At 56.3% G+C, this 24,728-nt stretch carries 26 protein-coding genes; 13 read left to right on the top strand and 13 right to left on the bottom strand.

Features of this window, described 5'->3' with window-relative positions:
- The 3 genes from SynPROS91_RS08285 to SynPROS91_RS08275 are packed head-to-tail and all read right to left on the bottom strand — an operon-like array spanning position 1 to position 2,534.
- Positions 1-1,095: a DUF3153 domain-containing protein gene (locus tag SynPROS91_RS08285; RefSeq protein ID WP_186516004.1), complete on the bottom strand. Its 1,095-nt coding sequence runs from the start codon at positions 1,093-1,095 to the stop codon at positions 1-3.
- 3 nt (positions 1,096-1,098) lie between these two features.
- A complete protein-coding gene (gene argB, locus SynPROS91_RS08280) occupies positions 1,099-1,956 on the bottom strand; it encodes an acetylglutamate kinase (protein WP_186516003.1) in 858 nt (285 codons plus the stop codon).
- Positions 1,957-1,967: 11 nt separating this feature from the next.
- A complete protein-coding gene (locus SynPROS91_RS08275) occupies positions 1,968-2,534 on the bottom strand; it encodes a DUF2854 domain-containing protein (protein ID WP_186516002.1) in 567 nt (188 codons plus the stop codon).
- Positions 2,535-2,601: 67 nt separating this feature from the next.
- Between SynPROS91_RS08275 and SynPROS91_RS08270 the strand changes: the two genes are divergently transcribed.
- Positions 2,602-2,796, top strand: coding sequence for a hypothetical protein (locus tag SynPROS91_RS08270; protein ID WP_186516001.1), 195 nt, complete (start codon positions 2,602-2,604; stop codon positions 2,794-2,796).
- A gap of 21 nt (positions 2,797-2,817) precedes the next feature.
- On the opposite strand, the gene SynPROS91_RS08265 is transcribed toward SynPROS91_RS08270, so the two are convergent.
- The gene (locus SynPROS91_RS08265; protein ID WP_186516000.1) at positions 2,818-3,300 is read right to left on the bottom strand and encodes a single-stranded DNA-binding protein; all 483 of its coding nucleotides are present in this window, start codon (positions 3,298-3,300) and stop codon (positions 2,818-2,820) included.
- 29 nt (positions 3,301-3,329) lie between these two features.
- On the opposite strand from SynPROS91_RS08265, the gene cobK reads away from it, so the two are divergent.
- Positions 3,330-4,124 (top strand): precorrin-6A reductase, encoded by a 795-nt coding sequence (cobK, locus tag SynPROS91_RS08260; RefSeq protein WP_186519643.1) that lies wholly within the window; start codon positions 3,330-3,332, stop codon positions 4,122-4,124.
- Entirely contained in the window at positions 4,108-4,440 is a 333-nt protein-coding gene (gene cutA / locus SynPROS91_RS08255) for a divalent-cation tolerance protein CutA (RefSeq protein WP_186515999.1), read from the top strand. Before cobK ends, cutA begins: the two co-directional genes overlap by 17 nt.
- On the opposite strand, the gene SynPROS91_RS08250 is transcribed toward cutA, so the two are convergent.
- The 4 genes from SynPROS91_RS08250 to SynPROS91_RS08235 all read right to left on the bottom strand — a co-directional run bounded on the left by SynPROS91_RS08250 (position 4,424) and on the right by SynPROS91_RS08235 (position 9,167).
- Entirely contained in the window at positions 4,424-5,437 is a 1,014-nt protein-coding gene (locus SynPROS91_RS08250; RefSeq protein ID WP_186515998.1) for an adenosine kinase, read from the bottom strand. The genes cutA and SynPROS91_RS08250 overlap by 17 nt on opposite strands.
- 74 nt (positions 5,438-5,511) lie before the next feature.
- Positions 5,512-6,849, bottom strand: a complete 1,338-nt coding sequence (locus tag SynPROS91_RS08245) for an adenylosuccinate synthase (protein WP_186515997.1) — start codon at positions 6,847-6,849, stop codon at positions 5,512-5,514.
- 66 nt (positions 6,850-6,915) lie between these two features.
- Positions 6,916-7,338: a photosystem II protein Psb27 gene (gene psb27 / locus SynPROS91_RS08240; RefSeq protein ID WP_186515996.1), complete on the bottom strand. Its 423-nt coding sequence runs from the start codon at positions 7,336-7,338 to the stop codon at positions 6,916-6,918.
- Between the two features lie 32 nt (positions 7,339-7,370).
- Entirely contained in the window at positions 7,371-9,167 is a 1,797-nt protein-coding gene (locus SynPROS91_RS08235; RefSeq protein WP_186515995.1) for a proline--tRNA ligase, read from the bottom strand.
- Positions 9,168-9,313: 146 nt separating this feature from the next.
- Here SynPROS91_RS08235 and SynPROS91_RS08230 point away from each other — a divergent pair, with 146 nt between their 5' ends.
- From SynPROS91_RS08230 to SynPROS91_RS08215, 4 genes are all read left to right on the top strand, one after another.
- Positions 9,314-9,778, top strand: a complete 465-nt coding sequence (locus tag SynPROS91_RS08230) for a resolvase (RefSeq protein ID WP_186515994.1) — start codon at positions 9,314-9,316, stop codon at positions 9,776-9,778.
- Positions 9,779-10,081: 303 nt separating this feature from the next.
- Positions 10,082-10,594 (top strand): inorganic diphosphatase, encoded by a 513-nt coding sequence (locus SynPROS91_RS08225; RefSeq protein WP_186515993.1) that lies wholly within the window; start codon positions 10,082-10,084, stop codon positions 10,592-10,594.
- A 106-nt stretch (positions 10,595-10,700) separates the two neighbouring features.
- A complete protein-coding gene (locus tag SynPROS91_RS08220; RefSeq protein WP_186515992.1) occupies positions 10,701-11,060 on the top strand; it encodes a 2Fe-2S iron-sulfur cluster-binding protein in 360 nt (119 codons plus the stop codon).
- 2 nt (positions 11,061-11,062) lie between these two features.
- Positions 11,063-11,425 (top strand): Spx/MgsR family RNA polymerase-binding regulatory protein, encoded by a 363-nt coding sequence (locus SynPROS91_RS08215; RefSeq protein WP_186515991.1) that lies wholly within the window; start codon positions 11,063-11,065, stop codon positions 11,423-11,425.
- Here SynPROS91_RS08215 and SynPROS91_RS08210 read toward each other — a convergent pair.
- On the bottom strand, positions 11,388-12,893 hold the full coding sequence (locus tag SynPROS91_RS08210; RefSeq protein WP_186515990.1) for a hypothetical protein: 1,506 nt from the start codon (positions 12,891-12,893) through the stop codon (positions 11,388-11,390). The genes SynPROS91_RS08215 and SynPROS91_RS08210 overlap by 38 nt on opposite strands.
- Positions 12,894-12,944: 51 nt before the next feature.
- Here SynPROS91_RS08210 and lepB point away from each other — a divergent pair, with 51 nt between their 5' ends.
- A complete protein-coding gene (gene lepB, locus SynPROS91_RS08205; RefSeq protein ID WP_186515989.1) occupies positions 12,945-13,718 on the top strand; it encodes a signal peptidase I in 774 nt (257 codons plus the stop codon).
- Here the strand turns inward: lepB and SynPROS91_RS08200 are convergent.
- Both SynPROS91_RS08200 and SynPROS91_RS08195 read right to left on the bottom strand, forming a co-directional pair.
- Complete coding sequence (locus tag SynPROS91_RS08200) at positions 13,690-14,967, bottom strand: dihydroorotase (protein ID WP_186515988.1); 1,278 nt, start codon at positions 14,965-14,967, stop codon at positions 13,690-13,692. The two genes, lepB and SynPROS91_RS08200, sit on opposite strands and share 29 nt — an antisense overlap.
- 4 nt (positions 14,968-14,971) lie before the next feature.
- A complete protein-coding gene (locus SynPROS91_RS08195; RefSeq protein WP_222929407.1) occupies positions 14,972-16,300 on the bottom strand; it encodes a histidine phosphatase family protein in 1,329 nt (442 codons plus the stop codon).
- Between the two features lie 124 nt (positions 16,301-16,424).
- On the opposite strand from SynPROS91_RS08195, the gene SynPROS91_RS08190 reads away from it, so the two are divergent.
- From SynPROS91_RS08190 to SynPROS91_RS08170, 5 genes are all read left to right on the top strand, one after another.
- Complete coding sequence (locus SynPROS91_RS08190) at positions 16,425-17,804, top strand: CPBP family intramembrane glutamic endopeptidase (protein WP_255439690.1); 1,380 nt, start codon at positions 16,425-16,427, stop codon at positions 17,802-17,804.
- An 87-nt stretch (positions 17,805-17,891) separates the two neighbouring features.
- The gene (locus SynPROS91_RS08185; protein WP_186515986.1) at positions 17,892-18,347 is read left to right on the top strand and encodes a hypothetical protein; all 456 of its coding nucleotides are present in this window, start codon (positions 17,892-17,894) and stop codon (positions 18,345-18,347) included.
- Positions 18,348-18,351: 4 nt separating this feature from the next.
- Complete coding sequence (locus tag SynPROS91_RS08180; protein WP_186515985.1) at positions 18,352-20,163, top strand: penicillin-binding protein 2; 1,812 nt, start codon at positions 18,352-18,354, stop codon at positions 20,161-20,163.
- Between the two features lie 53 nt (positions 20,164-20,216).
- Positions 20,217-21,389: a transaldolase gene (locus SynPROS91_RS08175; protein WP_186515984.1), complete on the top strand. Its 1,173-nt coding sequence runs from the start codon at positions 20,217-20,219 to the stop codon at positions 21,387-21,389.
- Between the two features lie 147 nt (positions 21,390-21,536).
- Complete coding sequence (locus SynPROS91_RS08170; RefSeq protein WP_186515983.1) at positions 21,537-23,051, top strand: deoxyribodipyrimidine photo-lyase; 1,515 nt, start codon at positions 21,537-21,539, stop codon at positions 23,049-23,051.
- On the opposite strand, the gene SynPROS91_RS08165 is transcribed toward SynPROS91_RS08170, so the two are convergent.
- Together SynPROS91_RS08165 and frr are read right to left on the bottom strand one after the other, a co-directional pair.
- The gene (locus tag SynPROS91_RS08165) at positions 23,048-24,178 is read right to left on the bottom strand and encodes an NAD(P)/FAD-dependent oxidoreductase (protein WP_186515982.1); all 1,131 of its coding nucleotides are present in this window, start codon (positions 24,176-24,178) and stop codon (positions 23,048-23,050) included. The genes SynPROS91_RS08170 and SynPROS91_RS08165 overlap by 4 nt on opposite strands.
- Positions 24,175-24,723: a ribosome recycling factor gene (gene frr / locus SynPROS91_RS08160; RefSeq protein ID WP_186515981.1), complete on the bottom strand. Its 549-nt coding sequence runs from the start codon at positions 24,721-24,723 to the stop codon at positions 24,175-24,177. The genes SynPROS91_RS08165 and frr overlap by 4 nt, the downstream gene beginning before the upstream one ends.
- Between the last annotated feature and the right edge of the window lie 5 nt (positions 24,724-24,728).

Below are 24,728 nucleotides of genomic sequence, written 5' to 3'. Positions count from 1 at the left end.
TCAGGACGGTAATTCCGGGTAGCCGAAACCCATGAGCAGCCGAAGCCGTTGCAGGCTGGCGGTCAACACAAGCAGCGCCAAGATCACGAGACTGCCCAGCCCGAGGCGGCTCCAGCGCCATTGGCTCCATTGCAAACGATTCTGAACGCCAATCGTGAGCGGCCAGATGAGCTCGCCCTTTGCGTTTTTACTCGCCACGGCAGGGCTGCTTTGCAAGCTGCGCAAGCTTGCTTGGTTCCCAAGCCGTACAGCGATTTCCAGCTCATTCAGGCGCTGAAGAGCGCTGAGATCCAGCTCCAAGAGCAGCTCCTGCTTAAGACCCACGATCCAATTTCGCTCTTCCAGTTTGAGGGTGGGTGTTGGCAATACCAGGCCGGCGGTTCGTCCTGCTGCCGCCACCGTTTGGCTGAGGAGTGCAGCGGCGTCTTCACTGTTTTGGGTTGGTGCTTTCACCTCAAGGTGACCGTTGCCTGAGTTGCGAATCTTCCAAGGCAGATTCATCGCCCTCAACTCTCGGCTGAACGCGTCCTGCCAAGGAAGTCTTAAGCCACTGCGGCTGTCGATCGTCCAAGCTATCTCAACCCTGTCTGGTCCTGGGAGGCTGAGGTCTGCTGTGATGCGTACGCAGCCGCTCAACAAGAGCGTTAGCCCCACCAGCACGGTGATGACCAGCACCGCGAAGCCTGATGCTGGGGCTCGGGTTGGACCGGTAGGAGGTGATGGCGGTGGCGGTGGCAGTTTGCGGCGATTCAACAGCTTTGGACGTTGGCCGACACTGGGATCCATCTCCAAAGTAGGGATTTGAATCGACCAGCTCTCAGGTCGTGCCAGGCTTGGCGCCTCAAGAACCTCCAGCAATTGCCGCGCCCTGTTGCGCAGCTCTGGATCCTTGCAACGGGTGAGCAGTCGGCAGATGCTCAGCGCCTTGCTCTCATCTCCTTTTCCCATCCAAGCTGTGACCAACAGCAAGCGGATCTCAGCCCCTTGACTGTCTCTGATCGGGTTGGCTTCTGCGAGCGGCTCCAACAGTGCGATGCACTGGCCGTAATCGCCACGCTCGAGAGCGGCTTCAGCAGCTGCCAGTGCATGGGTCATCGATTAACCGCGGCCCAGAACCATCGTTCCGATGCCTGCATCGGTGAACACTTCAAGGAGCAGGGCGTGGGGGATACGACCATCCACGATGTGCGCTGCAGCAACTCCTTGAGCTAGGGCACGAATGCAACATTCGGTTTTGGGCGTCATCCCACCGGCAACAACACCGTCGTGGATCAATTGCCGTGCCTCAGAGAGCCTGAGTTGTCGGATCAGGGAGTCGGGGTTGTCGCGATCGCGAAGGATTCCTGGGGTGTCAGTCAGCAAAACCAATTTTTCTGCTTCGAGTGCAGCGGCAAGCTCTCCAGCAACCGTGTCGGCATTGATGTTGTGAGATTCCCCTTCCGGGTTGGCAGCCACGCTTGAAATCACCGGAACGTATCCCCGTGCCAGGAGTGGTTCCAACACATCTGGATTTACCCGAGCCACATCGCCGACCAAGCCATGGTTGCCATCACCCCAGGGACGTGCCTCGACCAGTCGGCCATCACTCCCGCTGAGACCTACTGCATTTGCTCCCAGTCGGTTGAGTCCATTGACGATCTGTTTGTTCACTCGCCCGACAAGAACCATCTCCACCACGTCCATCGTGTCGGCATCGGTGACTCGCAAACCGTCACGAAATTCAGAGGGAATATTGAGCCGCTTCAGCCAGGTGTTGATCTCTGGGCCTCCGCCATGAACCACCACCGGTTGCACTCCCACACTGGCCAGCAGGGCGATGTCGCGAAAGACGGCGTCACGCAGCTCTGCGTGGACCATGGCCGCACCGCCGTACTTGACCACGATTCGCCGACCAGCGAATCGTTGGATGTAAGGAAGGGCCTCGCTCAGGACGGAGACCCGTTGGGAATCATCCATGCTGCAGCTGCTCAGGGCTCTCCATGCTCGCCTGTCGTGGAGTCACTCTTTGGAAGCAGGGTCAAATCGAGCTGATCGTTCTCCAACGGCAGGATTTGCGCTTCTAACCCTTTGGCAAAAAAACGACCTAAGCGTTCGCGGCGTTCTTGCCAACGCTCGAGACCTACGGCTTCACAGGCAAAGCGCATCCTTAGACCATATCCATCTTCATTGCTGAGCTCTTCAATCTCCAGCAGCTGAGAAGGCTTGTCCTCATCCCAGAGTTTCAAGGCTTCGAGAGAGCTCTCGAGGTGAGCTTTCTGCCCATAGCGCCAGCGAGTGACGTCGTTCAGCAGCTTGACCAGTTCTGGAGACGCCGCCTCGCGTTCTTCGCGCAATTTTGCTTTGGGTGTTACCCGGCGTGCTGGGGGAAGTTCTGAGGATTTGAGCGCAAGACCTCCCAGAAGAATGGGAATTCCGTAAAAAATGGTGGGCAGGCTGAGATTGGCATTGCCAGCTCCGTAGGCCAAAGCACCAACCACGGTGAGGACACCGCCAGCGATGGTGATCAGACTTCCGGGCGAAATGAGCTCGTTCATGGGGGCCCGTGCATTGAAGCCATTGTGACCAAAAGGGCTGCAGGATGGGTGGAGGAGTCCAACAATCATGAACACCCCGACCGAGCAGCCCGTAGAAACCCGAGAGCTGATTGCCCAGCTGGAGACGGACCGCGCTTGGTTGCTCGAACAAATTGATCGCGGCCGCTGGCCAGAATTAAGACTGGATTTAGCGGCCCTCGAACGAGAACTGGGTCAGCTGCTGTTGCGCGCTTCAGAGCAATTCTCTGACAAAAGTCAGTGAAAACTCTGGAGCCTCCTGGCCTTAAAAGGGAATGTCGTCGGTCTCGGGAACCAGGGGGGAGGTGTTCCACTGAGCCGCTGATTCCTGCTCCAGCGCCGCTGGCTTGCTTGGTGATTCGGAGGACTGGGGCGTTTGAGCTGGTACGGGTCGAGCTGGCGCTGTGCGCGCAGCGGTAGGGGGCTGGCCTTGGCTGGATCCCGCCGCGCCCACGGAATGCAGCCGCGAGAGGGTGAACTCAGCTTTTTTCTCTTTGGTGCCGTCTTGACGAGGAACCGTGTTCATACGCAGTCGGCCCTCAATGACGAGACGCTGCCCGACCTGCACGCGGTTTTGAAGGTCTTGGGCGAGGTTGCCCCATCCGACCACCTTCAACTGCCCCTTGGGGTCATCGGGTCGGAGCGCATCGAAGGACACGTCCATCTCTGCAATGGGCGTTTGATTGTCTTGGGTGTATCGCAGGGTGGGAGCTTGAAGGACATCCACCTCGAGCACGCAGTGGTTCATTCTCAGCTGTGATAGTGAGCGCCATCCTGATGCACCGACAGGAGAATCGCCAGGGGACTGTCTGGTTGCTGGCAGGGACGGGTGATGGGCCGCATTTGGCTGCGGTTCTGATCTCGAAGGGCTGGCATGTCCACGTCAGCGTGGTGGGCGCCACTGCTGCCCATCCCTATCGGGGGATGGACTTGGAAGGGATTCACGTGGGTGCTTTGGGTGGTTCACAGGGAATTTCTCAATGGCTGCATGCGATTCCTGTGGATTGGGTGGTGGATGCCACTCACCCGTTTGCACTAAGGATCAGTAACCAGTTGAACCAGGCTTGCAAGGGCTCAGGTCAGCGGTTGGTGCGATTCGAACGGCGGATGGAGGACTCGGGTAAGGCGGTTGTGCTCGGCTCTATGGCTGACCTTGCTGCTCAACCCCTATCGGGACGACGACTTCTCCTGGCCCTTGGTGCCCGCCAGTTGGTTGAAGCAGCGAAGGTTGCTCGTGAATCAGGGGCCACAGTGTTTGCCCGAGTTCTTCCTTCGCCAATGTCTGTGATTCAGGCAGCGTCAGCGGGCATTCCACCAGAACACTTAGCGGTGGTGCGACCACTCCAGGGTCCCCAGCCAGGTGCACTGGAAGCTGCGGTTTGCAGGCGCTGGGCGATCACAGACGTGGTCTGCAGGCAGTCAGGGGGAGCGACTGAGGCGCTTTGGGCGAGCCTTTCGATGCAGATGGGGTTTGAGTTATGGCTCCTGCGCCGACCTTCACCCATTGCTGAAGTTCCTGTCGTGCATAGCGTGAGCCAGCTTCTGGCGCATCTGAATGGCACAACAACCTGATGCTTTGTGGTTGGTTTTAACCACCGAGGCTGATCAACAGAGAGCCTCTGCACTCGCTGAGCAACTGATCAGTCGTGAGCTGGCAGCTTGCGTGAGCTTTCAGGTCATTCAATCGTGCTACCGCTGGGAAGGACGGGTTGAACATGCCGATGAAGTGCAGCTTCTGATCAAGACCACCGCTCCCGGGTTGAGCGCGGTGCTTGGGGCCATTCAGGCACTCCACAGCTACGACAACCCCGAGATCCTTCACTGGCAGGCTCAGCCATCGCACGCCTATGGCGCTTGGGCCGCGGCGTCGATCAATTCAGATGCTTAGCGATCAAATCAGGCAGTGAAACCTTCGAGCGTGGCCCTAATTGAGTCACGACTTGTCCGGCACAGATGGACCCCATTTTTCCGCAGACGTCTAAAGGGAAGTCATGGGTGTAGCCATGCAGGAAGCCACCCGCATAGAGATCCCCTGCTCCCGTGGTGTCGACGAGATCTCCAAGCTTGTAGGAGGGGATTTCCCAGCGCTGATCACCGCTGAGCACGATAGATCCTTGAGCGCTGCGGGTGAGTACGGCCACGCTGCAACGACCTTTGACTTGTTCGAGCGAGCTCTCGAAGTCAGCTGCTCCGTACAGCGATTTGATCTCATCCTCATTGGCAAAGAGCACATCCACATGTCCGTCAACAAGCTCAAGAAAGCTTTCACGGTGACGGTCGACGCAGAAGCCATCGGATAGCGACAGGGCGACTTGACCGCCGCTTTCTCGGCAGGCTTCAGCGGCTGTGATGAAGGCCTTTTTGGCTGCAGGACTATCCCAGAGGTAGCCCTCGAGATAAAGAACCTTGGTGTCGCGAACCATGGAGAGGTCGAGATCATCAGGGTCCAGTTGGGTTGAAGCACCGAGGTAGGTGCACATGGTGCGTTCAGCATCCGAGGTCACGAGAATGAGGCAACGGGCCGTGCTCGCACCGCTCACGGCAGCCGGTGTCTCGAAACGGGTCCCGACAGACTGGATGTCGTGGATGAAGATGCTCCCAAGTTGGTCGTCACGAACACGACCAATGAACCCAGCCTTGCTCCCGAGTTGAGCGAGACCAGCCAGTGTGTTGGCGGCTGAACCTCCGGAGGTTTCGAGACCTGGACCGCTGGCTTCGTAAAGGCTTTTGGCTTGATCTTCATCCACAAGGGCCATGCTGCCCTTGCTGAGGTTGTGATCGCTCAGAAACTGGTCCTCGGTTTGAACCAACACGTCGACGATGGCGTTACCGATGCCCACAACGTCGAGAGAACTGGCAGTGCTGAACCGTGGAGTGGAGGACATCTCTGCAGTCGTTAATACAGCGAAAGTATGGCGGTTCGCTGGATCGCTGCTCTGAGGGGGCGATGCGAGCGCGCTCAGGCGCTGAGGAGAGCGCGCTTAGGGCCATGGATCGGATCTTCCACCACGATCGTTTGGTCTCGGCTGGCACCAAGGGAAACGATCGCAATCGGCACGTCCATCAAGTCGGCTAGGAAGCGTAAGTAGTTCATTGCCGGAGCAGGAAGGTCTTCGAGTCGACGGCATTCAGCCGTGGAACATTGCCAGCCTGGGAGAGTCTCAAAGATTGGCTTGCAGCGAGCGAAATCTTCGGAGCTGCTGGGGAAGTAATCGATGCGTTCGCCATCGAGCTCGTAGGCGACTGAAACTTGGATTTCATCCATTTCGTCAAGCACATCGAGCTTGGTGATCGCAAGGCAATCCAGTCCGTTGACTTGAACGGCATAGCGTCCAATCACGCCATCAAACCAGCCACAGCGGCGACGGCGGCCAGTGGTCGTTCCAAATTCCCCGCCTCGATCACACAGCTGGTCGTTCAAACTTCCAGACAGCTCTGTGGGAAAGGGACCTTCCCCAACCCGAGTGGTGTAAGCCTTGGCGACTCCAATCACTCTGTCAATCAGGGTCGGACCCACGCCAGCACCGATGCAGGCACCTCCTGACACCGGGTTGGAGGAAGTCACATAGGGATAAGTGCCGTGATCGAGGTCGAGCAGAGTCCCTTGCGCGCCCTCAAAAAGAATGTTTTTGCGGTCGCTTGCGGCTTCATGGATGGCTCGGGTGCAATCCACCACATGAGGGGCGAGGCGTTTTCCGTAAGCCAGATATTCACGGATGATCTCCTCAGCATCCAATGGCTTTTCGCCATAGATGGTTTCGAGCAGTTGATTCTTCTCGCTCAGAGGCCCTTCAAGCCGATCTCGCAGTCGATCTTCGTCGAGCAGGTCGAGAACACGGATGCCACTTCGCTGAGACTTGTCTGCGTAGGTGGGGCCGATGCCGCGGCCGGTTGTGCCGATTTTGCGTTCACCTCGTTGCTTTTCCATCGCCAGATCCAAGAGGCGGTGGTAAGGCATCGTGACGTGCGCCGTTGATGCCAACTGCAGGCCTGAAATGTCGATCCCGTTGGAGATCAGCATGTCGAGTTCTCCAAGCATCACCTTGGGATCAACCACGGTTCCGGAGCCGATCAGGCACGTGGTGTCTGGGTAGAGGATTCCGGAAGGGATCAGGTGAAGTTTGAGCACTCGACCGTCCACCACGATGGTGTGGCCAGCATTAACGCCTCCCTGATAACGCACCACAACATCAGCGGAGCGGCTCAGAAGATCGGTGATCTTTCCTTTTCCCTCGTCACCCCATTGAGCACCGATGACGACAACATTGGCCAAAGAATCGGCGGCCCGAAGCCGCATTTCTGCACAATCCAGCACTTTCGCAGACAGTCATGCCTGCGGTCAAAGTGCTGATCGATTTTGTGATCAAGTTCCGCGAACGACTGCTTTTTCTGCCTTACCCAATTCCTTGTCGATCCTGGCTCTCAGAGCATCGGGAACGGGACGGTTGGTGTAGTTGTTGTAGTGACCAGCCAAGGAGTTGAGTGCGGTCTGCATGGTCGTGAATGAACTCAAGCCGTTCACCTTGGGACGTGCTCTGTAACGAGACACGTAGTCGGTGATTAAGTCGCGGGCCTCTCCCTCAGCCTCTTGACGATTCGCCGCGTCCTGGGGCAACGCCAAGGTGTCGTGAATGGTGTGGGCAACAGCAATTGTGTCTTGGACGTAGTCCCCGGTAAGCGTGGACGACTCGTTTCCGCAGGCCGTAACGAGTAAAGAAAGCCCAAGGCAAAGGGCCAGGCTCAGATTGATTAGACGGCTAGTGAGGCGTTTCAGTACGGCGATCATGACCGGAGGAAATTTGGTGGACTTTACGCGGGTCAGAGCTGGACCCGAAGCTCGGTTGGAATCGCTTCGAGAAGGGACGAGATGGCTTCGGCTCGGCTTAAAACGTTTGCGTCCCGTTCTGACCGTTGCACCAGCTCCACATTCCCTTCGGCGGCTGCACGACCAACGACAACTCTCCAAGGGATGCCGATGAGATCGGCATCCTTGAATTTCACCCCGGCCCGCTCACCACGATCGTCCAGTAGGACATCGATCCCCGAGGCACGGAGTTCGTTGTAAATCTCCTCACCGAGGGCCATTTGGACTTCGTCTTGAACATTGGCCACCACCACGATCACCTGAAACGGAGCAATGCTGAGTGGCCAGATCATTCCGGCGTCATCGTGATGCTGCTCAACGGCGGCCTGGGCCAGTCGTGAGATTCCGATGCCGTAACACCCCATCCAGAGGTGCTCCTGTTTGCCCTCTTTTGTGGTGATTTGAGCCCCCATGGATTGGGAGTACTTGCGACCGAGTTGAAAAATATGTCCCACCTCGATCCCGCGTCGTTCTTCGAGGCGCTGGTCTGGCCTGTGGACACAGTGATCGCCTGCTCTGGCATTGCGGAGATCCATCGCTGGAATGGCGCCCAGATCAGACCAGTTGCACCCCCAACGGTGCTCGTCGCGGGTGTTTGCTCCGCAGACAAAACGGTCCAGCTCGGCAGCTGTTGTGTCAGCGAGTTTGTAGAACGTGTTCCGCCAGCTGCGCGCACCAGTGAGGTGGTCATCTGAGAGATCAGGGCCGATAGAACCAAACGGCAAGGGTTGCAGTCCTTGAGATTTCAGTTGTTCGGCATTGATCGGGTTGAGATCGAGAACGGGGCTGTCGAGTTGTTGTGTGAGTGCATTAACGAGCTTCACCTCGTTGAGTTCTTGGTCTCCGCGCAGACAGACAAGAACTGGCTGTTCATCGCCAGATTCAAGCTTGGCGAGTAGCAACAGCACTTTGGTGACCTGGCTGGGATCAAGTGACTGGGCCGAACAGAGCGCATCAATCGTGATCTGCCCTGGAGTGGAAATGACCTGTGATTCTCCGCCTGGTAATGGCAGAGCAGGGGGTGCGATCGAGACGGCTTTCTCTTGATTTGCGGCGTAATCACCATCAGGACTGATGAGGATCAAATCTTCTCCAGCATCTGCCGTCACCATGAATTCCTGGGATGCGGCGCCACCGATGGCTCCACTGTCGGCATCAACTCCGACAGCCGTCAGGCCGCAACGTTGGAACACTCGGGTATAAGCCCTCTTCATCTCTGCATACATGCTGGCCAGATCTGCTTCATCTCCATGGAAGGAATAGGCATCCTTCATGATGAATTCGCGGCCCCGCATCAAGCCAAAGCGAGGGCGAATCTCGTCCCTGAATTTGCTTTGAATTTGATAAAGGGTGACGGGGAGCTGGCGATACGACTTCAGTAGATCACTGGCCAATTCCGTGATCACTTCCTCGTGGGTGGGGCCTAACCCAAGGGAACGTTCCTGGCGATCTTCCAGGTGGAACATGATCCCCTCGCCTGCGGTGTATCCCTGCCAACGGCCACTTTTTTCCCATAATTCGGCAGGTTGAAGTTGAGGTAACAACGTTTCAAGTGCCCCGATTTGATTCATCTCCTCCCTGACGACTCTCATCACCCTTTGAAGGACCCTCCACATCAGTGGGAGATAGGCATAGATTCCTGAGCCAACGCGTCGGATATATCCGCCACGAATCAGCAATTGTTGCGAGGCGATTTCGGCGTCAGCGGGAACATCCCGCAGCGTCACCAGCATCAGGCGGGAGACGCGCATAGCGATCGGTGTTGAATGAGACTGGAAGTTACCACCGCTGCAAAAAAGGTCGCTTCAGGAAGTGTCCCGATCGCCTGGAACGTTGCTGGCATCGTGAGTCTCAGCTGCTACTGTCTGCTCAATCCAGTGCGTCCTAAATCAGTCTCATGTTTCCTAGGTCGATCGAAAGTCCTGTTTCTGCTGCGGAAGATTCCTCTAGATCCGCAACAGATGTTGACGCGGTGATGGCCCAATCAGATGCGTTAGTTGCCATTGATGATGTTCAAAAGTCCTTGAACCGATCAAGAGCCTCTGTTTATCGTTATACGAATACTGACGCTCGCAATTTAAATCCTGCTTTTAACCCCAAGAAGTTAAATCCTGAATATCGAAGCGATCAAAAAGATCCTCTTCTGTTTCATCCGAACGAAGTTGCGCGTTTTGCCAAGGATGTGTTGAGAATTAAGGAGGTCACCGTTGAAGTTCTCAACTCTCCATCGACTGCCACTCAGCAAGTTCTTGGCGCCATCCTCGAGGAGTTGCGCCAGATCAGAACTCACCTTGAAGACCTTCCCGCAGCACCGTCTGACCTTGCCGCCCGTCGTGATCGGCAAGAGCGTCCAGCCGCTTAGAGCGGTGATGGTGCGACAATTATCTTTAGCCTTTTAATAACGCCTTTCCGGAGCTTTTCATGCCAGCAGGTATGGCTTGCATAGGGTCACCCCCCCCCCCACCGGATGTCCTTAATCCTGTCTGAATGGACCCCGAGCCTGCCCGCGAACTTTCTAAGCAACCCTCGTTTCAAGTTGCTGCGCCAACACTTGCCTTTTTGGGGTTCATCCTTGCTTGCACCAGCCTTGGAATTCCGTTGGCTGCTGTGCTGACTGATCGCCCTCCTCTGGGTTCTTTGACACCACTCACTGCGCAAGATCGCCATGGATCTGAGGTCCCTGCCTCCTTCGCCCTCTCCGGGGCTACTCAATCTGATCGTTGAGATTCCAGCGGGTAGTTGCAACAAATATGAGTTTTCAGAAGACGTTGGAGTGATGGCACTGGACCGTGTGCTCCACCCTTCAATTCGATATCCCTTTGACTACGGATTTGTTCCCAATACCCTTGCCGAGGACGGGTCTCCTCTCGATGCCATGGTGATCATGGCGGAACCCACCTTTGCAGGGTGTTTGATCAAAGCAAGGCCGATCGGGGTGCTCGATATGAATGACACGGGGCATTACGACGGCAAGATTCTCTGTGTCCCGGTCGCGGACCCTCGGCAATCAAGGATTCAGAGCATCCAACAAATTGCACCCAGCCAGCTTGAGGATGTGGCCGAGTTTTTCCGTACTTACAAAAATATGGATGGTCGCGTCATTTCGATCGGCGGTTGGCGTGATTCGGATGCCGTCGCTCCCCTGTTGGAGGCATGCGTTCGAGCGGCCGGTGGTTAAGGATTCAGGGGGCTGAATCCAGCTTTTCTGGGCAAGATCTGTGATTGAGGCTCTATTGAGGCCTTACTTCTTGTAAGTTGGTTCGCGCCTAGATTGTGAACGACCCGTGCCCACCATCCGTTTTGAGCAGGAAGGCCAACAGGTCGGTTGCATCGAAGGAGCGAATTTACGCAAAGCAGCCCTTTCCTCCGGGATCAATCCTTACAAAGGCCTGAACAACCTCAACAATTGTGGCGGGGTTGGCCAGTGCGGAACCTGCGTGATTGAGGTGCTCGAAGGAGCCCAAAACCTCTCACCCCGTAGCGATGTTGAAGAGGTGTACCTCTCTGACCGCCCTGCGAACTATCGCTTGAGCTGCCGCACCAGTGTGAATGGCGATGTGACCATTAAGACTCGCCCTGACGAAGGCGTTGGCAAGGGTTCAAACAGCCTGCTTGGTGCTGTGAAGAACTTGTTTGGACGTTGAGCTTGGCTCCAACCATCAAGGTTTTCAGCTACTCCCGATGTTCAACTTGCCGTAAGGCCCTGGCTTGGTTGGATGCCAACAACTTCAACTATGAGGTCGTTGACATCACAGCTTCTCCGCCGTCAAAAGAGGTTCTTGCGCTTGCATTCGAGCGTTTGGGTCTTCGTCAACGTCTCTTCAACACCAGTGGCCAGAGCTATCGCGCTCTAGGTGCAGCGGTTGTGAAATCAATGAATGACGAAGAAGCCCTGGCTGCGTTGGCTGCAGATGGGCGTTTGATCAAACGCCCTTTTGTTGCATTGCCCAGTGGCGATTTTTTGGTGGGATTCAAGCCCGTGGATTGGAATCAGGCTCTTTTGGGTTGAAATTCAGCCCATCGAGCTCGGTAATCAGTTCGTCCACTCCACCTTGCGTATGCAGTTGGAACATGCTGGTGCGTTTGAATTCTTCGAGAAACGCCACCAAGAGTTCCTGGCTCCGTTCCAGCACAACGCCTTGTTCGAGCGTGCGAGCAAGCTCCTCCCAGAAACGATCGAGCGCTTGAATCCCAAGATCTTCGAGAACTTGATCTTTCTGGCCAAGTTGGTCGCCTGCACTCTTGGACAGCCCCAACAGCGAATCCACCATCCCCGCAGCGAGCTGACGGCTCAGTTCGGATTCCGCCTTTTGCACTCCAGGCAGCTCCCTCAGCGGAGCAGGTAAGACCAGACCATCCAGATTTCGCTGAAGAGCGTGGCCAAATAGCGCCACGAGTTGCGGCCGCATCCCTGGACCCACTTGCGTGAGGATGAGAGGCAGCCAGAGCCGCAGCAGCTCCGCGAGTTCTCGTTCTTCGCTGCTGTCAACAGATTGATGACTACAAAGCCGGAGAATCCGGTCGGGAAGATTCGGCGAGCGCACGATGCCTTGCATGGCATCGAGAACACGCAGCGTGATCACTTCAAATAATTCGAGCGCCAGGACCGCGACAACGCCGCGACTGACGGCTGCTCGAAGGGGCTCAAGATTGAGAAGCTGAGCGCGGGATAGCCGCTCTGTGACTGGAACGACTCGCAGTAGACGCCAAAATGGAATTAACAGCGGCAGGTCAATCCAACGTCTGAGTAAGGCGTCTCTCCAGGCAATCGCCGGAAAACGACGTTTCAGTCGAAGCGTACGAACCAGGATGTCCAGTAGGAACAGGATTTGAAAAGGAATGTCGATCCGCCAGGAGAGGTCGATGGGCATTCCGTTTTCATCAATTCCGCGCGAGTAATTGGTCTCTGCTAGCGGAAGAATTTTGATGTTCCAAAACTGACGCTCTTGCCCCCAGTCGTGTTTGCTCAGGTAGCGGTCGCTGAGGAGATAGGCCGCCGCTTGTTTGGCTGAATCCATCTCAGCTCTTGCTCTGAGACGGTTCTTGAGCTTTTCGAATGCTCCTACATTCCCAGAGCTGATGAACGGGTTTTCATCAACCAACTGGCTATTCCTAACCACCATTTCAAGCCGCAATTGTCGTGCGGCTTGACTGTTGATGCCCAACGTTGAGGAGGTGGTCTCGAGTCTGCGGAAGTGCTCGACATAGGACATCGTGTCCCGGTGAACTTCGATGCCCTTCAGCGGGTCGTAGAGGGGTGTGATGTCTGGCAGCCACGGCAGTGGCAAGGCCAAGTTGATCGATGGAAGGGGATAGAGCGTTCTCTGCAGCCAGAAATTTCGCAGCGGAATGTAGGTGACATCGAAAATCACCCAGATCAGATTGAGCGCTGCAATCAGGGCTAAGACCTGATCCCAGCGATTCCAGAACAATTGGATGGTGCGGGGTTTCACGCCCTGCCAGCGGGGTCGGACCATGGATCACCGTGCCTGGTTTCAGGCTAGAAGCTCAGGCTGATCGCGCCTATCGTGACTTTCAGGATTGAAGCAAGGTGCCTGTTGGTAGACAAGCAACACAACAGTCGTTCTGACGATGACCGGCCCAACAGCAGCGAGACTCTTCAAGAGGGCGATAAGGGTCTGAAAAAGGAACGAGCTGCTGGACACCCGCTCTGGGACTTTTGGGCCCCGTTGCTTTTCACCATGGGTCTCTATTTCGGGATTCGCCACTATTTGGCAGAGGCACGCTTCATCCCTTCAGGCTCGATGCTGCCTGGTTTGCAGATCCAAGATCGTCTGCTTGTCGAGAAGCTCAGCTATCGCGGCCGCAAACCGCGGCGGGGAGAAATCGTTGTGTTCAATTCCCCCTATGCCTTTGATCCTGCACTGCGCTCAACAACGTCACCCCCGCCTTTTCAATGCGTTCTCGCCAATATCCCTTTGGTTGGGTTGATTCCCGGCGTCAGTCATTCGGCTTGTGATGCCTACATCAAACGCGTTGTGGCTGTAGCGGGTGATCAGGTGGTGGTGAACCCTCGAGGAGAGGTGCGTGTGAACGGTGTTGATCTCAACGAACCGTATGTGACCAATTACTGCGCTCTCGATAAGCGGGGCATGAGCCTTTGTCGCACCCTTAATGCCACGGTCCCGCAGGGACGTGTCCTGGTTCTTGGTGACAACCGCAGTAACAGCTGGGATGGGCGCTACTGGCCAGGGGGGGCCTTCCTTCCTGAAGATCAGATTATTGGTCGAGCGGTCTGGCGCTTCTGGCCATTCAATCGGCTTGGTGAGTTGGGATCCTGAGTCCACAACTCACCACTTGCCCTCGCATGCGGACGCCGATCCAAGGCTGATTGGCAGCTTTGGGGGCGTGGGGAGCGTCACGGGTTTGATCCCATGTTTGGTCAGGATCAAAAAGCAACCAGCGGTTGCTTCCGATGCTCAGTCGTTCTTCGTCCTGTCCAAGCAACCGTGCCGGACCGAAACTGAGTGCTTGCCAGAGTTGGTTCACACTCCATCCCAAATTGACCACGAGATGTTGCCAGAGAGTTGGCAGCACTAAGTGGTGACCAGATAAGCCTTTTGGACGTTGATCGGGAGGCAAAAGACACTCCTCATCGTCGAGAGGAATGCCATGGACAGCAACGGCGTTGATCTTTCCTTCTCCTAAGGCCTGAATTAAGGCCAGGCGATCACGTTGTCCACCAATGGAAGGGGTGACAAACCAATAGGACTTTTCAGCTGTTTGGCTGGAACGATCCTGCAGGAGATGCCACCAGCTCACAGTGGCCAGAGGGGATGACGTTGTCTGGCTGAGCATCTTCACTCCATCTGCAGTGGAGAGATTCATGAGCACAAGCTTGCGATTGCTGTGGCGTCGTTGCAGTTCCAGGAGTTGCCCCAAGGGCAGCGTTTCGCTGATGGTTGGATCGGCAGGCCATCCGGCTCGTAGTGTTTCCACACCTTCCCGGATCATTCCGTCTCCGCGCAGATTGGAGTCGTGGGGTGCAATCAACACAGGGGCTCCAGCCATTTCGCCGAGCAGTAGAGCGCGGTCGATGAGGTTGGTAGGCGGCATTTGCTCCCCAGCACTGAGACCGATCGCACCTGCGTCGAGCAGATCGGCGTGGCGGCTGAGGCGTTCTCCTTCGCCGCGATGGGTGAAGCTTCCCCATAAATGAATTTTGAGATCGCAATCGCTCGGCTGGAATCCCTTTAAGCGTTCTGGGCTGTCCCGTTCCGATTCACCGTTGGGAAGCAGTGCTAGTTGCCCGTAACCGGCTCGCCCTGCGGCGTTGATGAGGGTTTTGAGCGTCTCTCCGCTTCCTGTGAATGGACTGGGAAGGCTTGAATGTGGATCGACAAGACATGGGGCGAGGAGTTGCTGGGCCCGGTTATGGGCCGAAACACCTCGCTCAGCGGCTCGCTGCCTTGCCTCTTCGCCAAGGGCGATGAGACGATCATCTTCAAAGAGAGCAGCACTTCCTACTTGGAGCGGCTGATTGCTGGCGACTAGAACCTGCACGGGGTCGAGCAGCATCGTCTCAGTCATGGGTTCACAATGCTCCCGCTGCTGTTCGATCGAGAACCCCACCGAGGTGGGACGTGAGATTCAGGCAACTCACCACTGCAGGTTGGCTGGGATCTTCTGGCATGTCGATCACCGTGACGCCACCGTTGCCTTGTTTCACGGACCAAATGTCTTTGGGCGCCAGGCCTAAGAGGTGACACAGGATTGTTTTGTTCACTGCATCATGCGCCACAACTAAGGCTGTCTCTGACGGGTCGAGGCCATTCGCGATGCTGTTCCAACAGTCCACAGAGCGTTTCCATACGTCTTGAATCGTTTCGCCCTCGGGCATTTGCACGGTTTCGGGAGCGTCCTTCCAGGCCTGGAGTAACTCGTCCCAGCCCTGTCTGATTTCTGATTCCAGTTTCCCCTCCCAAAGCCCGTGACCGATTTCCATTAGGCCATCAGTCACGGTGAGAGGGACGCCTGAGTGCGATTTCAAAATCCCCTCAGCGGTTTCTCTTGGGCGAGACATCGAGCTGCTGTAAGCCCGATCCAGAGTCACATCTTCGAGGAAGGAGCGAGCAGCCTCTGCTTGGGCATGGCCGTTGCTGTTGAGAGGGATATCAATCTGTCCCTGGAAACGCCCCTGCCGGTTCCAATCTGTTTCACCGTGGCGGACGAGCACCAGGCGAGCCTTGGTGCCTTTGGCTGGCAGCGCTGGTTCTAAGTGGGCAATACTGTTTAAGCATTCGATCTGTACTTTGTAGCCCTTAGGCCCAGAGGAGAGGTTGAACACCGACAGCGATGCGTTGTCCAGGCGCAGCCGCCTGAAGCCTCCTTGGGGCTCGCCCAGTAACACCAGAATTAAGCAGCGAAGAATGGCGTTGTGCCCCACAACCAGCACGGTGTCGTCACCAGTCACTGGATGCCGATCCATGAGGCCTTTCAAGAACGCCCGCGCCTGAACCATCAACTCGGTAACCGGTTGGTATCGCGTGCCATCAGCGCGGGTGAGCTCTAGCGCTTCTGGTCGTTGCCGCCAGGTGGCGTAGCCCTCTGGATCCTTGATCGCCCGTTCAGAGGCGGTCAGTCCGCTCCAGGGCTCAAGATCAATCTCCAGCAGTCCGTCATCTAGGACGGGGGTCAGCCCGTCTTCACGCACGCTCAGCACTCCGGCTGTGGTGCTGGCAGCACGTTGAAGAGGTGAGCTGTAGGCAGCATCAATCGGCACGTCGGCCAAGGCCACGCCCATGCGTCGCGCTTGGTCTTCGCCGGTCGCTGTGAGTGTTGATAGGTCATTACGCCCCTGGATGCGGCGCTCAACGTTGAAGCTGCTCAGGCCGTGGCGGATCAGGAGGAGACGCAGTGACACCGCAACAAAGGGGAAAGGCGCGGCCATCGTATGGGCGCACGGTCCAATCTCACGCCGAAATGGTCAAAATCGGTCGTTGGTAGCCCTTCGCCGGAGAGAATCGTTTGTAGTTGCTCATCGTCTGTTGACCAGCCCGCCGAACGGACGTTCAAACGCAGTGCCCAAGTGGAAAGTCCTTTTGGCTGTCGTTTCGATGGTGCTGGCTTGCAGCGTTTGGTTCCTCGGCTTGATGGACAGCCTCGGGCGCCCATCTGTGGCTCCCGCTTTGTCTTTGGAGCAGCAAGAGCTGGCGTTGTTGGCGGAGCCCGCGTTGACGCCATCGCTCAAACCTCTGCTGATTGGCCAAGATCCCGCCCAGAGCTTGCTTGAAACGCTGAGAGAGACCCCTCTCGACAGCCTCAATGATCGCCAAACCCTGTTGTTTGCATCGTTAGAAAACGATCCAGGGCGTCGCAAGACCTTGCTGGAGACTCCACTTCAGACCCCAAATCTTCGGACGCTTCAGGAAACTCTGGCCACCGAGCCACGTTCCCTTGACCTCTCCTCTCAGGAGCAAGCGCTGTTGTCTGACAACAGTCCTGATCCCTTAACCCGGCGTCTGGTGTGTCAAGCACTGGGAGGGGCACAGTCCGATTGCGTTGACAGCTCTGCAGCCAAGGCCGCGGCTCGACGTCTTGTTCTGAGCGAGCTGATGCCGCTCGGAGCGTTGTTGTTGGGTTCTCTTCTGCTGGTTCGTCAGCTTTGGTTGCTTCTGCGCCGCAAGCAATCCTCCTGGCCTGAACTGCAAGCTCCTCCCCTTGGTTTGGTTGACATGGTGCTGCTGATCGCTGGCGGTTTTGTGGTGCTGGGCGAGGTGCTGGTCCCACTTCTTGTGACTCCTCTTTCAGCCTTGGTGGCTCGGAGCATTGCGGCGCCACTCAACCAGTCGGTGGCTGTGCTGATTGGCTATTGCGCTCTAGCGACACCACCGTTGCTCATCCTCAAAAGTCAGCTGGATGGACTAGATCAACGCTTGCTCCCTGCAGGTGGTTGGCTGCAGTGGCGCGTGAGACCGTGGTGGACGGCACTGTTTCAGGGCGGTCGCGCCTGGTTGATGGTGATGCCGCCTGTGGTGTTGACCGGTTGGCTGATGAGTCGCGTCATCGGCGATCAGGGAGGCAGTAATCCATTGCTGGAAATGGTGCTGAACGGCAGAGATCCGTTGGCCTTGTTACTGCTAGCCATCACCGCGGTTGTGCTAGCCCCGCTGTTTGAAGAAACAGTGTTCCGTGGGGTGTTGTTGCCCGTTTTAGGACGCTCATTCGGGCGGGGTTGGAGCGTCTTCGGCAGCGCCCTTGTGTTTGCGGTTGCTCACCTCAGCATTGGTGAATTACTTCCTTTGTTGGTTCTTGGTTTGGGGATGGCATTGCTGCGTTTGAGCAGTGGTCGGCTCCTTCCTTGTGTGGTGATGCATGCTCTCTGGAACGGTGTCACCTTCCTGAATCTTGTCTTGCTCGGAAGTTGAGTTGATTTCCCTGATGCTGTAAGACATTTCAGCCTTGCGGGCGGGGCATACGGGTGGTTCACTGGCGCATTGCCCTATTCGTTCAACGTGGTCGCGGTTCCCCAAACTCAACCTGCCCCACAGGAACATTCATCGGCCACTGGTGCCTTCGAGCTCATTCAGGGTTCACTGTCCGCCAAGCGTGTTGCCCGCCGCTCTCCCCTGCTTGCTGGTCTTCATCGTGCGGCTGATGGCAGTTTGATTGGCGTGTTCACAGCTGTTCTGGCTCTCAGTGGACTCACGCTTCACTGGCAATACCGATGGACGGTCGCGTTTGAACGCTTGGAGGACACCCGAGCCGTGGGCCACCGACTGACGGAGTCCACAGCCATGCTTGAGCGGTATCTCCTGGATCAAACTCAGACTCCAAATTCGATGGTTCCGACGACCGCTGAAAAATTGGTGTACCTCGAACGTCCCATTGAAGAGGCGTCCGGCGGATCCCACGATCATCTGGCTTTCATTGGCTCCTTGATGGATCGTTCAATTCATCACGGGTATTGAACAGATGCCAGCCAACCGGCAAGGCTCGACCTCTAAGCCGCGTCGTGAACGACGAAGGGTGATTCGTCTTGAGCCGGTGCCCGCCGGTCGCATGAAAGTGGTCTTTGTCCTGCTGTGTGCAGGTTTATTGGGATTGGTCGGGCGTATGGCCTGGCTACAGATTGTTCAAGCCTCTGAATTGGAGGCGCGGGCCCGTGTGGTGCAAACGCAACGCACCAAGCCCCTGGGCAGCCGCCGGCCGATTGTGGATCGCAACGGGAGGCTTGTGGCCTTAGACGAGGAGCGTTATCGACTCTGGGCTCATCCTCGTTACTTCAACTTTCCTGGCGACGAGCCGACGCTCATTCGTGACCGTAAGGAGGTTGCTGCACGTCTATCTCCCTTGTTGGCCCTGTCCTCTGGTGAGCTCAACAAAAGGATGGGAGATAGCGCCTCTGGCATCAAGTTGGCTGAGGGCGTTGACCCTGAAACGGCAACAACAGTTCGTTCCCTAGGAATCAGCGGCATTGATCTCGAGCCCTATCCCTATCGCGTGTATCCGCAAGGCGCTCTCTTTGCCAATGTCGTTGGTTTCCTCAATCAAGAGCGTCAGCCCCAGGCGGGGCTGGAACAGAGTCGTGATGATGACCTGCAGCGTCACGAACAGGCCCGTAGTCTTCGTCGCGGAGCAGACGGAACCCCGTTGCCAGACAACCTGGCGCCGGGCGTGTTTTTCGGGGATGACCTGAGATTGCAGCTCACCTTGGATGCCCGCCTGCAGGAGCTGGCTGCCAAGGCCCTGACGGCACAGGTCAAGACCTGGAAAGCCAAGAAGGGAGTGGCGATCGTGATGGATGTCACCAATGGTGAATTAATGGCGCTGGCCTCAACGCCGACGTATGACGCGAACCGTTACTGGGATTTCAATCCAGAGCGTTTTCGGGAATGGTCTGTTCAAGACCTCTATGAACCTGGATCGACCTTTAAGCCGATCAATTTGGCTTTAGCGCTTCAAGAAGGTGTGATCCAACCCAATGAGACGGTTTACGACAGTGGGACCCTCACGATTGGTGGCTGGCCGATTCGCAACCACGACCGCAAGGGCAATGGCGTCGTGGATTTTGCCACCGTGCTTCAGGTGTCAAGCAATGTCGGCATGGTGCAGGCGATGCGCAAAATGCGTCCCGCTAATTATTGGGACTGGTTAAGTCGACTTGGGCTCGATGCAAAGCCGGACACAGACCTTCCAGGCGCAGTGGCGGGCCAGTTGAAGACCAAGGAACAATTCACCACGCAGCCCATCGAGCCAGCTGCCGCAGCATTCGGTCAAGGCTTCTCGCTGACACCTCTCAAGCTTGTTCAACTGCATGCACTGATCGCGAATGGCGGAAGGCTTGTGAGCCCTCACATCACCCGTGGTTTACGGGCTGGCCATGCATTGGCTCCGAGTGGAGAGCGCATGGGGCAGCCCTTGCTCCGCCCAGAGGTCACGCGCACGGTTCTGAACTGGATGGAATCTGTGGTGGAAAAAGGCAGTGGTAAGGGGGTGCGCACCCCTGGATATCGCATTGGCGGCAAAACAGGCACGGCTCAAAAGGCAGTGAATGGTGTGTATGTCCCTGGGGCTCTGATTTGCAGTTTTGTTGCAACGCTTCCGATCGAGGACCCTCGTTATGTCGTGCTGGTGGTGGTTGATGAACCACAAGGGGAGCACGCCTATGGCTCAACTGTGGCTTTGCCTGTGGCTAAATCCATCATTGATGGTCTCCTGGTGATTGAAAAAATCCCACCAAGTGGTCGGGTTAAATCTGCACAAACGGACAAATCTCCCCCTTGAGCTGTCAGTTTGAAAATCGTCGCTACGTTGAATTCATAGAGTTTTAGTGCGCCATGGCCACCCTCCTTGAGCAGCTTTCCGCCATGACCGTGGTGGTGGCCGATACGGGTGATCTTGAAGCGATCAGGCGTTTCACTCCTCGTGATGCGACTACCAATCCCTCCCTGATCCTTGCTGCAGCTCAGATTCCAGCTTACGAGAATCTCATTGATGAAGCCTTGCGTTCGTCCCGCAAGCTTTTAGGAGAGAGCGCTCCGGTGGAGCAAGTGGTGCATGAAGCACTCGATGAAATCAGCGTGATATTCGGAAAGGAAATTCTGAAGATTGTTCCTGGCAGAGTTTCAACGGAGGTTGATGCCCGCTTGAGTTACGACACTGAGGCCACCATTGAAAAAGGTCGGAAACTTATTCGTCTCTACAACGATTCGGGAATCAGTAATGACCGCGTCTTGATCAAAATTGCCTCCACTTGGGAGGGAATCAAAGCGGCTGAAGTTCTTGAGAAGGATGGAATTCATTGCAACCTCACCCTGTTGTTTGGCTTCTCTCAGGCTGTGGCCTGCGCCGAAGCAAGCGTCACGTTGATCTCGCCCTTTGTTGGTCGCATTCTTGATTGGTTCAAGGCAGACACAGGGCGCGATTCTTATCCAGGTCCTGAAGATCCTGGTGTGATTTCAGTGACCAGTATCTTCAACTACTTCAAGACATACGGCTACAAAACTGAAATCATGGGAGCCAGCTTCCGCAATCTCGATGAGATCACTGAGCTTGCAGGTTGTGATCTTCTTACCATTTCACCGAAATTGCTGGATCAATTGCGCAGTAGCGATGCTTCGCTGATTCGCAAGTTAGATCCTGCGAACCTCGCTCCTGTTGCAGAGCAAATGCACGTGGATCAGGAGCACTTCATCTCAATGATGGCTGAGGATCGAATGGCCACTGACAAGCTCAGTGAAGGCATCAAAGGTTTCAGCAAAGCGATCGAAACTCTCGAGCAGCAACTTGCTCACCGTTTGGCTCAGATCGAGGGTGGCTCTGCGTTCAGCCATGCCGTTCAAGAGATTTTTCTGTTGAACGATTTCAACGGCGATGGCTGCATCACCCGCGATGAATGGTTGGGAAGTGATGCGGTTTTTGATGCCTTAGATCAGGATCATGACGGTCGTTTGACACCAGACGATGTGCGCTTAGGTTTCGGTGGCGCTTTGTCCCTGACCGCCGTTTGATCGAGCTGGGTTAAGGCTTTAAACAGCAAGCACGCCCTCGCTCTTTGGAGTGAAGGCGTTCTATTGCAGTGGCTTGCAACAGCGGCTCGCTGAGTCCGTATTCAATCGTTAGGGTCAATCTCCGGGCATCTAGGGGGGTCTTCTGCGTTGGCGCTCCAGCTTGTCTGGTTCAAGCGAGACCTCCGGGTGAGAGATCACCAACCCTTGCAGCAGGCCTTGCTCAGGGGTCCAGTGCTGCCTCTATATGTCGTTGAGCCCGAGTTGTGGCAGCAGCAAGATGTCTCTGAGCGGCAGTGGTTGTTTTGCCGAGAGTCGTTGCTGGATTTGCGCTTCGCTCTGGCTGAGCTAGGCCAACCGCTGCTGGTGCGCAGTGGTGATGTGTTGGACGTGTTTGAGCGTGCCCATCGTCAATTTGGTTTTGATGGGCTTTGGAGCCATGAAGAAACTGGAAATGGTTGGACGTATCAGCGTGACCAACGCGTGGCTCTCTGGTGCCGGCAGCACGGCATCGCTTGGAAGGAGATTCCCCAATTTGGCGTGATCCGCCGGCTGCGGTCGCGCAATCGTTGGGCTAAACGCTGGGAAGCGCAGATGGCTGAGCTGATCACCCCTTCCCCGATGGGACTGCCATCGATCGAGGGGATCGATGCCGGCACTATCCCTGCCCGCCCCCATCAGGAGCTGGCACCCGATCCATGTCCGCATCGTCAAAGCGGTGGTCGTTCGATGGCATTGCTGGAGCTGGACGATTTTCTTGAACATCGCGCGCCCGGCTACGCACGCTCCATCTCCAGCCCCAACACCGCGTTCACCGGTTGTTCTCGCCTCTCCGCTTATCTCACCTGGGGGTGTCTCTCGATGCGAGAGGTGATCCAAACAAGCCGTGGCTTCAGCGGCCGTGGAATTAGCAGTTTTGAGTCACGCCTGCATTGGCATTGCCACTTCATCCAAAAGCTTGAAACCCAGCCAGCGATTGAATTCGAAGATTTTCATCCGTTCATGCGCGGGGTGCGCTGCGCGGATGATGAGCGACTCGCCGCCTGGGCGGAGGGACGCACTGGAGTTCCTTTCGTCGATGCCTGCATGCGCGCATTGCGGGCCCACGGTTGGATCAACTTCAGGATGCGAGCGATGTTGATGTCATTTGCCAGCTACCACCTCTGGTTGCCGTGGCGGGATAGCGGACTTCATTTAGCGCGACAGTTTGTGGACTATGAGCCCGGAATCCATTGGAGCCAGTGCCAGATGCAGTCAGGCAGCACAGCCATCAATGCTGTGCGGGTTTACAACCCGATCAAGCAGGGGCAAGACCATGACTTGAAGGGCGAATTCATTCGCACTTGGCTGCCTGAACTCCAGCTGGTTCCAGATGTCTACGTGCATGAGCCCTGGAAGTTGTCGATGGCAGCGCAACGACAAGCAGGACTCATGCTTGGAGTGGACTATCCCCTGCCCGTGGTGGAACCTGCGCTTGCGGCCAGGGAGGCGAAGCAGAGGATTTGGGCGATCAGGGAGCGCTCTGGGTTTTCTGCCATTGCCGATGGAATTCATCAGCGCCATGGGTCGAGACGTTCAGGCTTAGCGCCCACGGGCCAGGGTCGCCGTCGACGACGGCGTAACCCTGCGCCTGATGATTCCCAACAGCTCACCCTTGATCTCTAACCCCTTTGCAGCATCAAGCGGCGGATGACCCTCTGGGCGATGTCCCCGTATCCCATCTCACCAGAGAGAATTTGGGCAATGCGCTGCGGCGCAGTGGGGCGCTTGATTCCGAGTTGATAGCCCACTTTCGGAAAGCGATAAAACACTTGGGCAATGCGACGACCCCAAGCCATCGAATCACCCCAGCGTTCGCGCATGCGTTTTGTGTAGTTGGAAAGGTCAGGCTGAGTCCCGTTGAGCCATGAATCGAGACTTGCTGCTGCTTCGCAGCCGCTCATCAGCGATGGCCTGAGGCCTTCGGCAAGAAAGGGGTCGCAGAGCGATGCGGCATCACCTACCGCCACGATCCCTTTGCTGTGGAGGGGTGTGTGCCCATTCCAAACTCTTAAATCCGCGTTTTGTCGCAGCCCGTCTGTGGAGGAAAACCCCAGATCCGGTAGGAGTTGTTTGAGCACGGCGTCCGCATCACTGACCCGACGTCCAATAAACGTGCCCACTCCCACATTGATGCCGTTTGCCAGTGGAAACGCCCAGGCGAAACCATGGTGGACGAGCCCAAATTCAAACCTGGCTGTACCAGGTTGCAAGGTTCCCATTCCTTCGAGGCGAACAGAAAGCGTCTTGGCCATGTGCAGAGATCGAGGGCCGATCCCCAAGCGTGTTGGCCAGGGAGAACCTGAGCCATCAGCCAGAACTACGGCTCTGGCCTCGATCACCTCCCCGTCCTTGCTGCGTACAAGCCAATGGCTTTCATCCTGTTGAAGGTCCTCGACCTCGAAGGGCCGCCGCAGCTCTGCCCCTAAAGCAATCGCTTGCTCCAACAAGAGTGCATCGAGCCGCTCACGCTTGACGATCCAGAAGGGTGCAGAGCCTGGAAGCTCAGCGACCACAGGATCAGTGAGACACCAGCTGAAATCCACCTGTTGGATGACGTCATCAACGGCTGGTTGCAAGTTGAAGGGGAACCACTGCTGAACGGAGGCCGCCATCCCACCACCGCATGGTTTGACCCTCTCTGATCGCTCGCGTTCAAGGACGGTGACGCGATGTCCTAATCGGGCGAGATGAAAGGCTGCGCTGGAGCCGGCTGCACCGGCCCCGATGACAGCAACGTCAGTGCTGCTCAAACCTTGAGGATTTCAACCTCTTTATTTGCTAAATGTTTTTCAAGTTCTGCGATGAAACGATCGGTTGTTTTCTGAATTTGATCTTGCTCATCTCGGCTTTGATCCTCTGAAAGATCTCCCTCCTTCTCTTGTTTCTTGATTTTGTCGATGGCGTCACGTCGCACGCTGCGCAATGCCACCTTGCCCTCCTCTGAATACTTTGCGGCAAGTTTGCAGAACTCTTTTCGGCGCTCTTCTGTGAGCGGTGGCACATTGATGCGAATGACCTTGCCATCGTTGTTGGGCGTGAATCCCAAGTCACTGGTGGCAATTGCTTTTTCGATCAGCGTCAGGGATCCCATATCGAAGGGTTGAACGGCAATCGTTTGCGAATCGGGAGTGGAGAGACTGGCGAGTGATTTCAGGGGTGTGTCAGCGCCGTAGTACTCGACATTGATTCGATCCAATAACGAGGGATTGGCGCGTCCCGTGCGGATGGTGTTGAAGTTGCGCTGGGTGGCTTCCACCGACTTGCGCATGTTGGCTTCGAGATCGGAGTTCGACATGACGA

The sequence above is a fragment of the Synechococcus sp. PROS-9-1 genome, from assembly GCF_014279775.1.
Classification (GTDB): Bacteria; Cyanobacteriota; Cyanobacteriia; order PCC-6307; family Cyanobiaceae; genus Synechococcus_C.
Note: the sequence above shows the minus strand (reverse complement) of the source record. Positions and strands in the feature narration are given on the sequence as shown.

Bases quoted from the DNA above. Each gene is read 5' to 3' on its own strand.
- SynPROS91_RS08265 (WP_186516000.1), bottom strand. From the start codon at position 3,300: ATGAACCACTGCGTGCTCGAGGTGGATGTCCTTCAAGCTCCCACCCTG.
- SynPROS91_RS08200 (WP_186515988.1), bottom strand. From the start codon at position 14,967: ATGACTGAGACGATGCTGCTCGACCCCGTGCAGGTTCTAGTCGCCAGC.
- SynPROS91_RS08270 (WP_186516001.1), top strand. From the start codon at position 2,602: ATGAACACCCCGACCGAGCAGCCCGTAGAAACCCGAGAGCTGATTGCC.
- psb27 (WP_186515996.1), bottom strand. From the start codon at position 7,338: ATGATCGCCGTACTGAAACGCCTCACTAGCCGTCTAATCAATCTGAGC.
- SynPROS91_RS08285 (WP_186516004.1), bottom strand. From the start codon at position 1,095: ATGACCCATGCACTGGCAGCTGCTGAAGCCGCTCTCGAGCGTGGCGAT.
- SynPROS91_RS08180 (WP_186515985.1), top strand. From the start codon at position 18,352: ATGCCAGCCAACCGGCAAGGCTCGACCTCTAAGCCGCGTCGTGAACGA.
- SynPROS91_RS08250 (WP_186515998.1), bottom strand. From the start codon at position 5,437: ATGTCCTCCACTCCACGGTTCAGCACTGCCAGTTCTCTCGACGTTGTG.
- SynPROS91_RS08235 (WP_186515995.1), bottom strand. From the start codon at position 9,167: ATGCGCGTCTCCCGCCTGATGCTGGTGACGCTGCGGGATGTTCCCGCT.
- SynPROS91_RS08230 (WP_186515994.1), top strand. From the start codon at position 9,314: ATGTTTCCTAGGTCGATCGAAAGTCCTGTTTCTGCTGCGGAAGATTCC.
- argB (WP_186516003.1), bottom strand. From the start codon at position 1,956: ATGGATGATTCCCAACGGGTCTCCGTCCTGAGCGAGGCCCTTCCTTAC.
- SynPROS91_RS08225 (WP_186515993.1), top strand. From the start codon at position 10,082: ATGGATCTGAGGTCCCTGCCTCCTTCGCCCTCTCCGGGGCTACTCAAT.
- SynPROS91_RS08275 (WP_186516002.1), bottom strand. From the start codon at position 2,534: ATGAACGAGCTCATTTCGCCCGGAAGTCTGATCACCATCGCTGGCGGT.
- SynPROS91_RS08245 (WP_186515997.1), bottom strand. From the start codon at position 6,849: ATGCGGCTTCGGGCCGCCGATTCTTTGGCCAATGTTGTCGTCATCGGT.
- cutA (WP_186515999.1), top strand. From the start codon at position 4,108: ATGGCACAACAACCTGATGCTTTGTGGTTGGTTTTAACCACCGAGGCT.
- SynPROS91_RS08175 (WP_186515984.1), top strand. From the start codon at position 20,217: ATGGCCACCCTCCTTGAGCAGCTTTCCGCCATGACCGTGGTGGTGGCC.
- frr (WP_186515981.1), bottom strand. From the start codon at position 24,723: ATGTCGAACTCCGATCTCGAAGCCAACATGCGCAAGTCGGTGGAAGCC.
- cobK (WP_186519643.1), top strand. From the start codon at position 3,330: ATGCACCGACAGGAGAATCGCCAGGGGACTGTCTGGTTGCTGGCAGGG.
- SynPROS91_RS08210 (WP_186515990.1), bottom strand. From the start codon at position 12,893: ATGGTCCGACCCCGCTGGCAGGGCGTGAAACCCCGCACCATCCAATTG.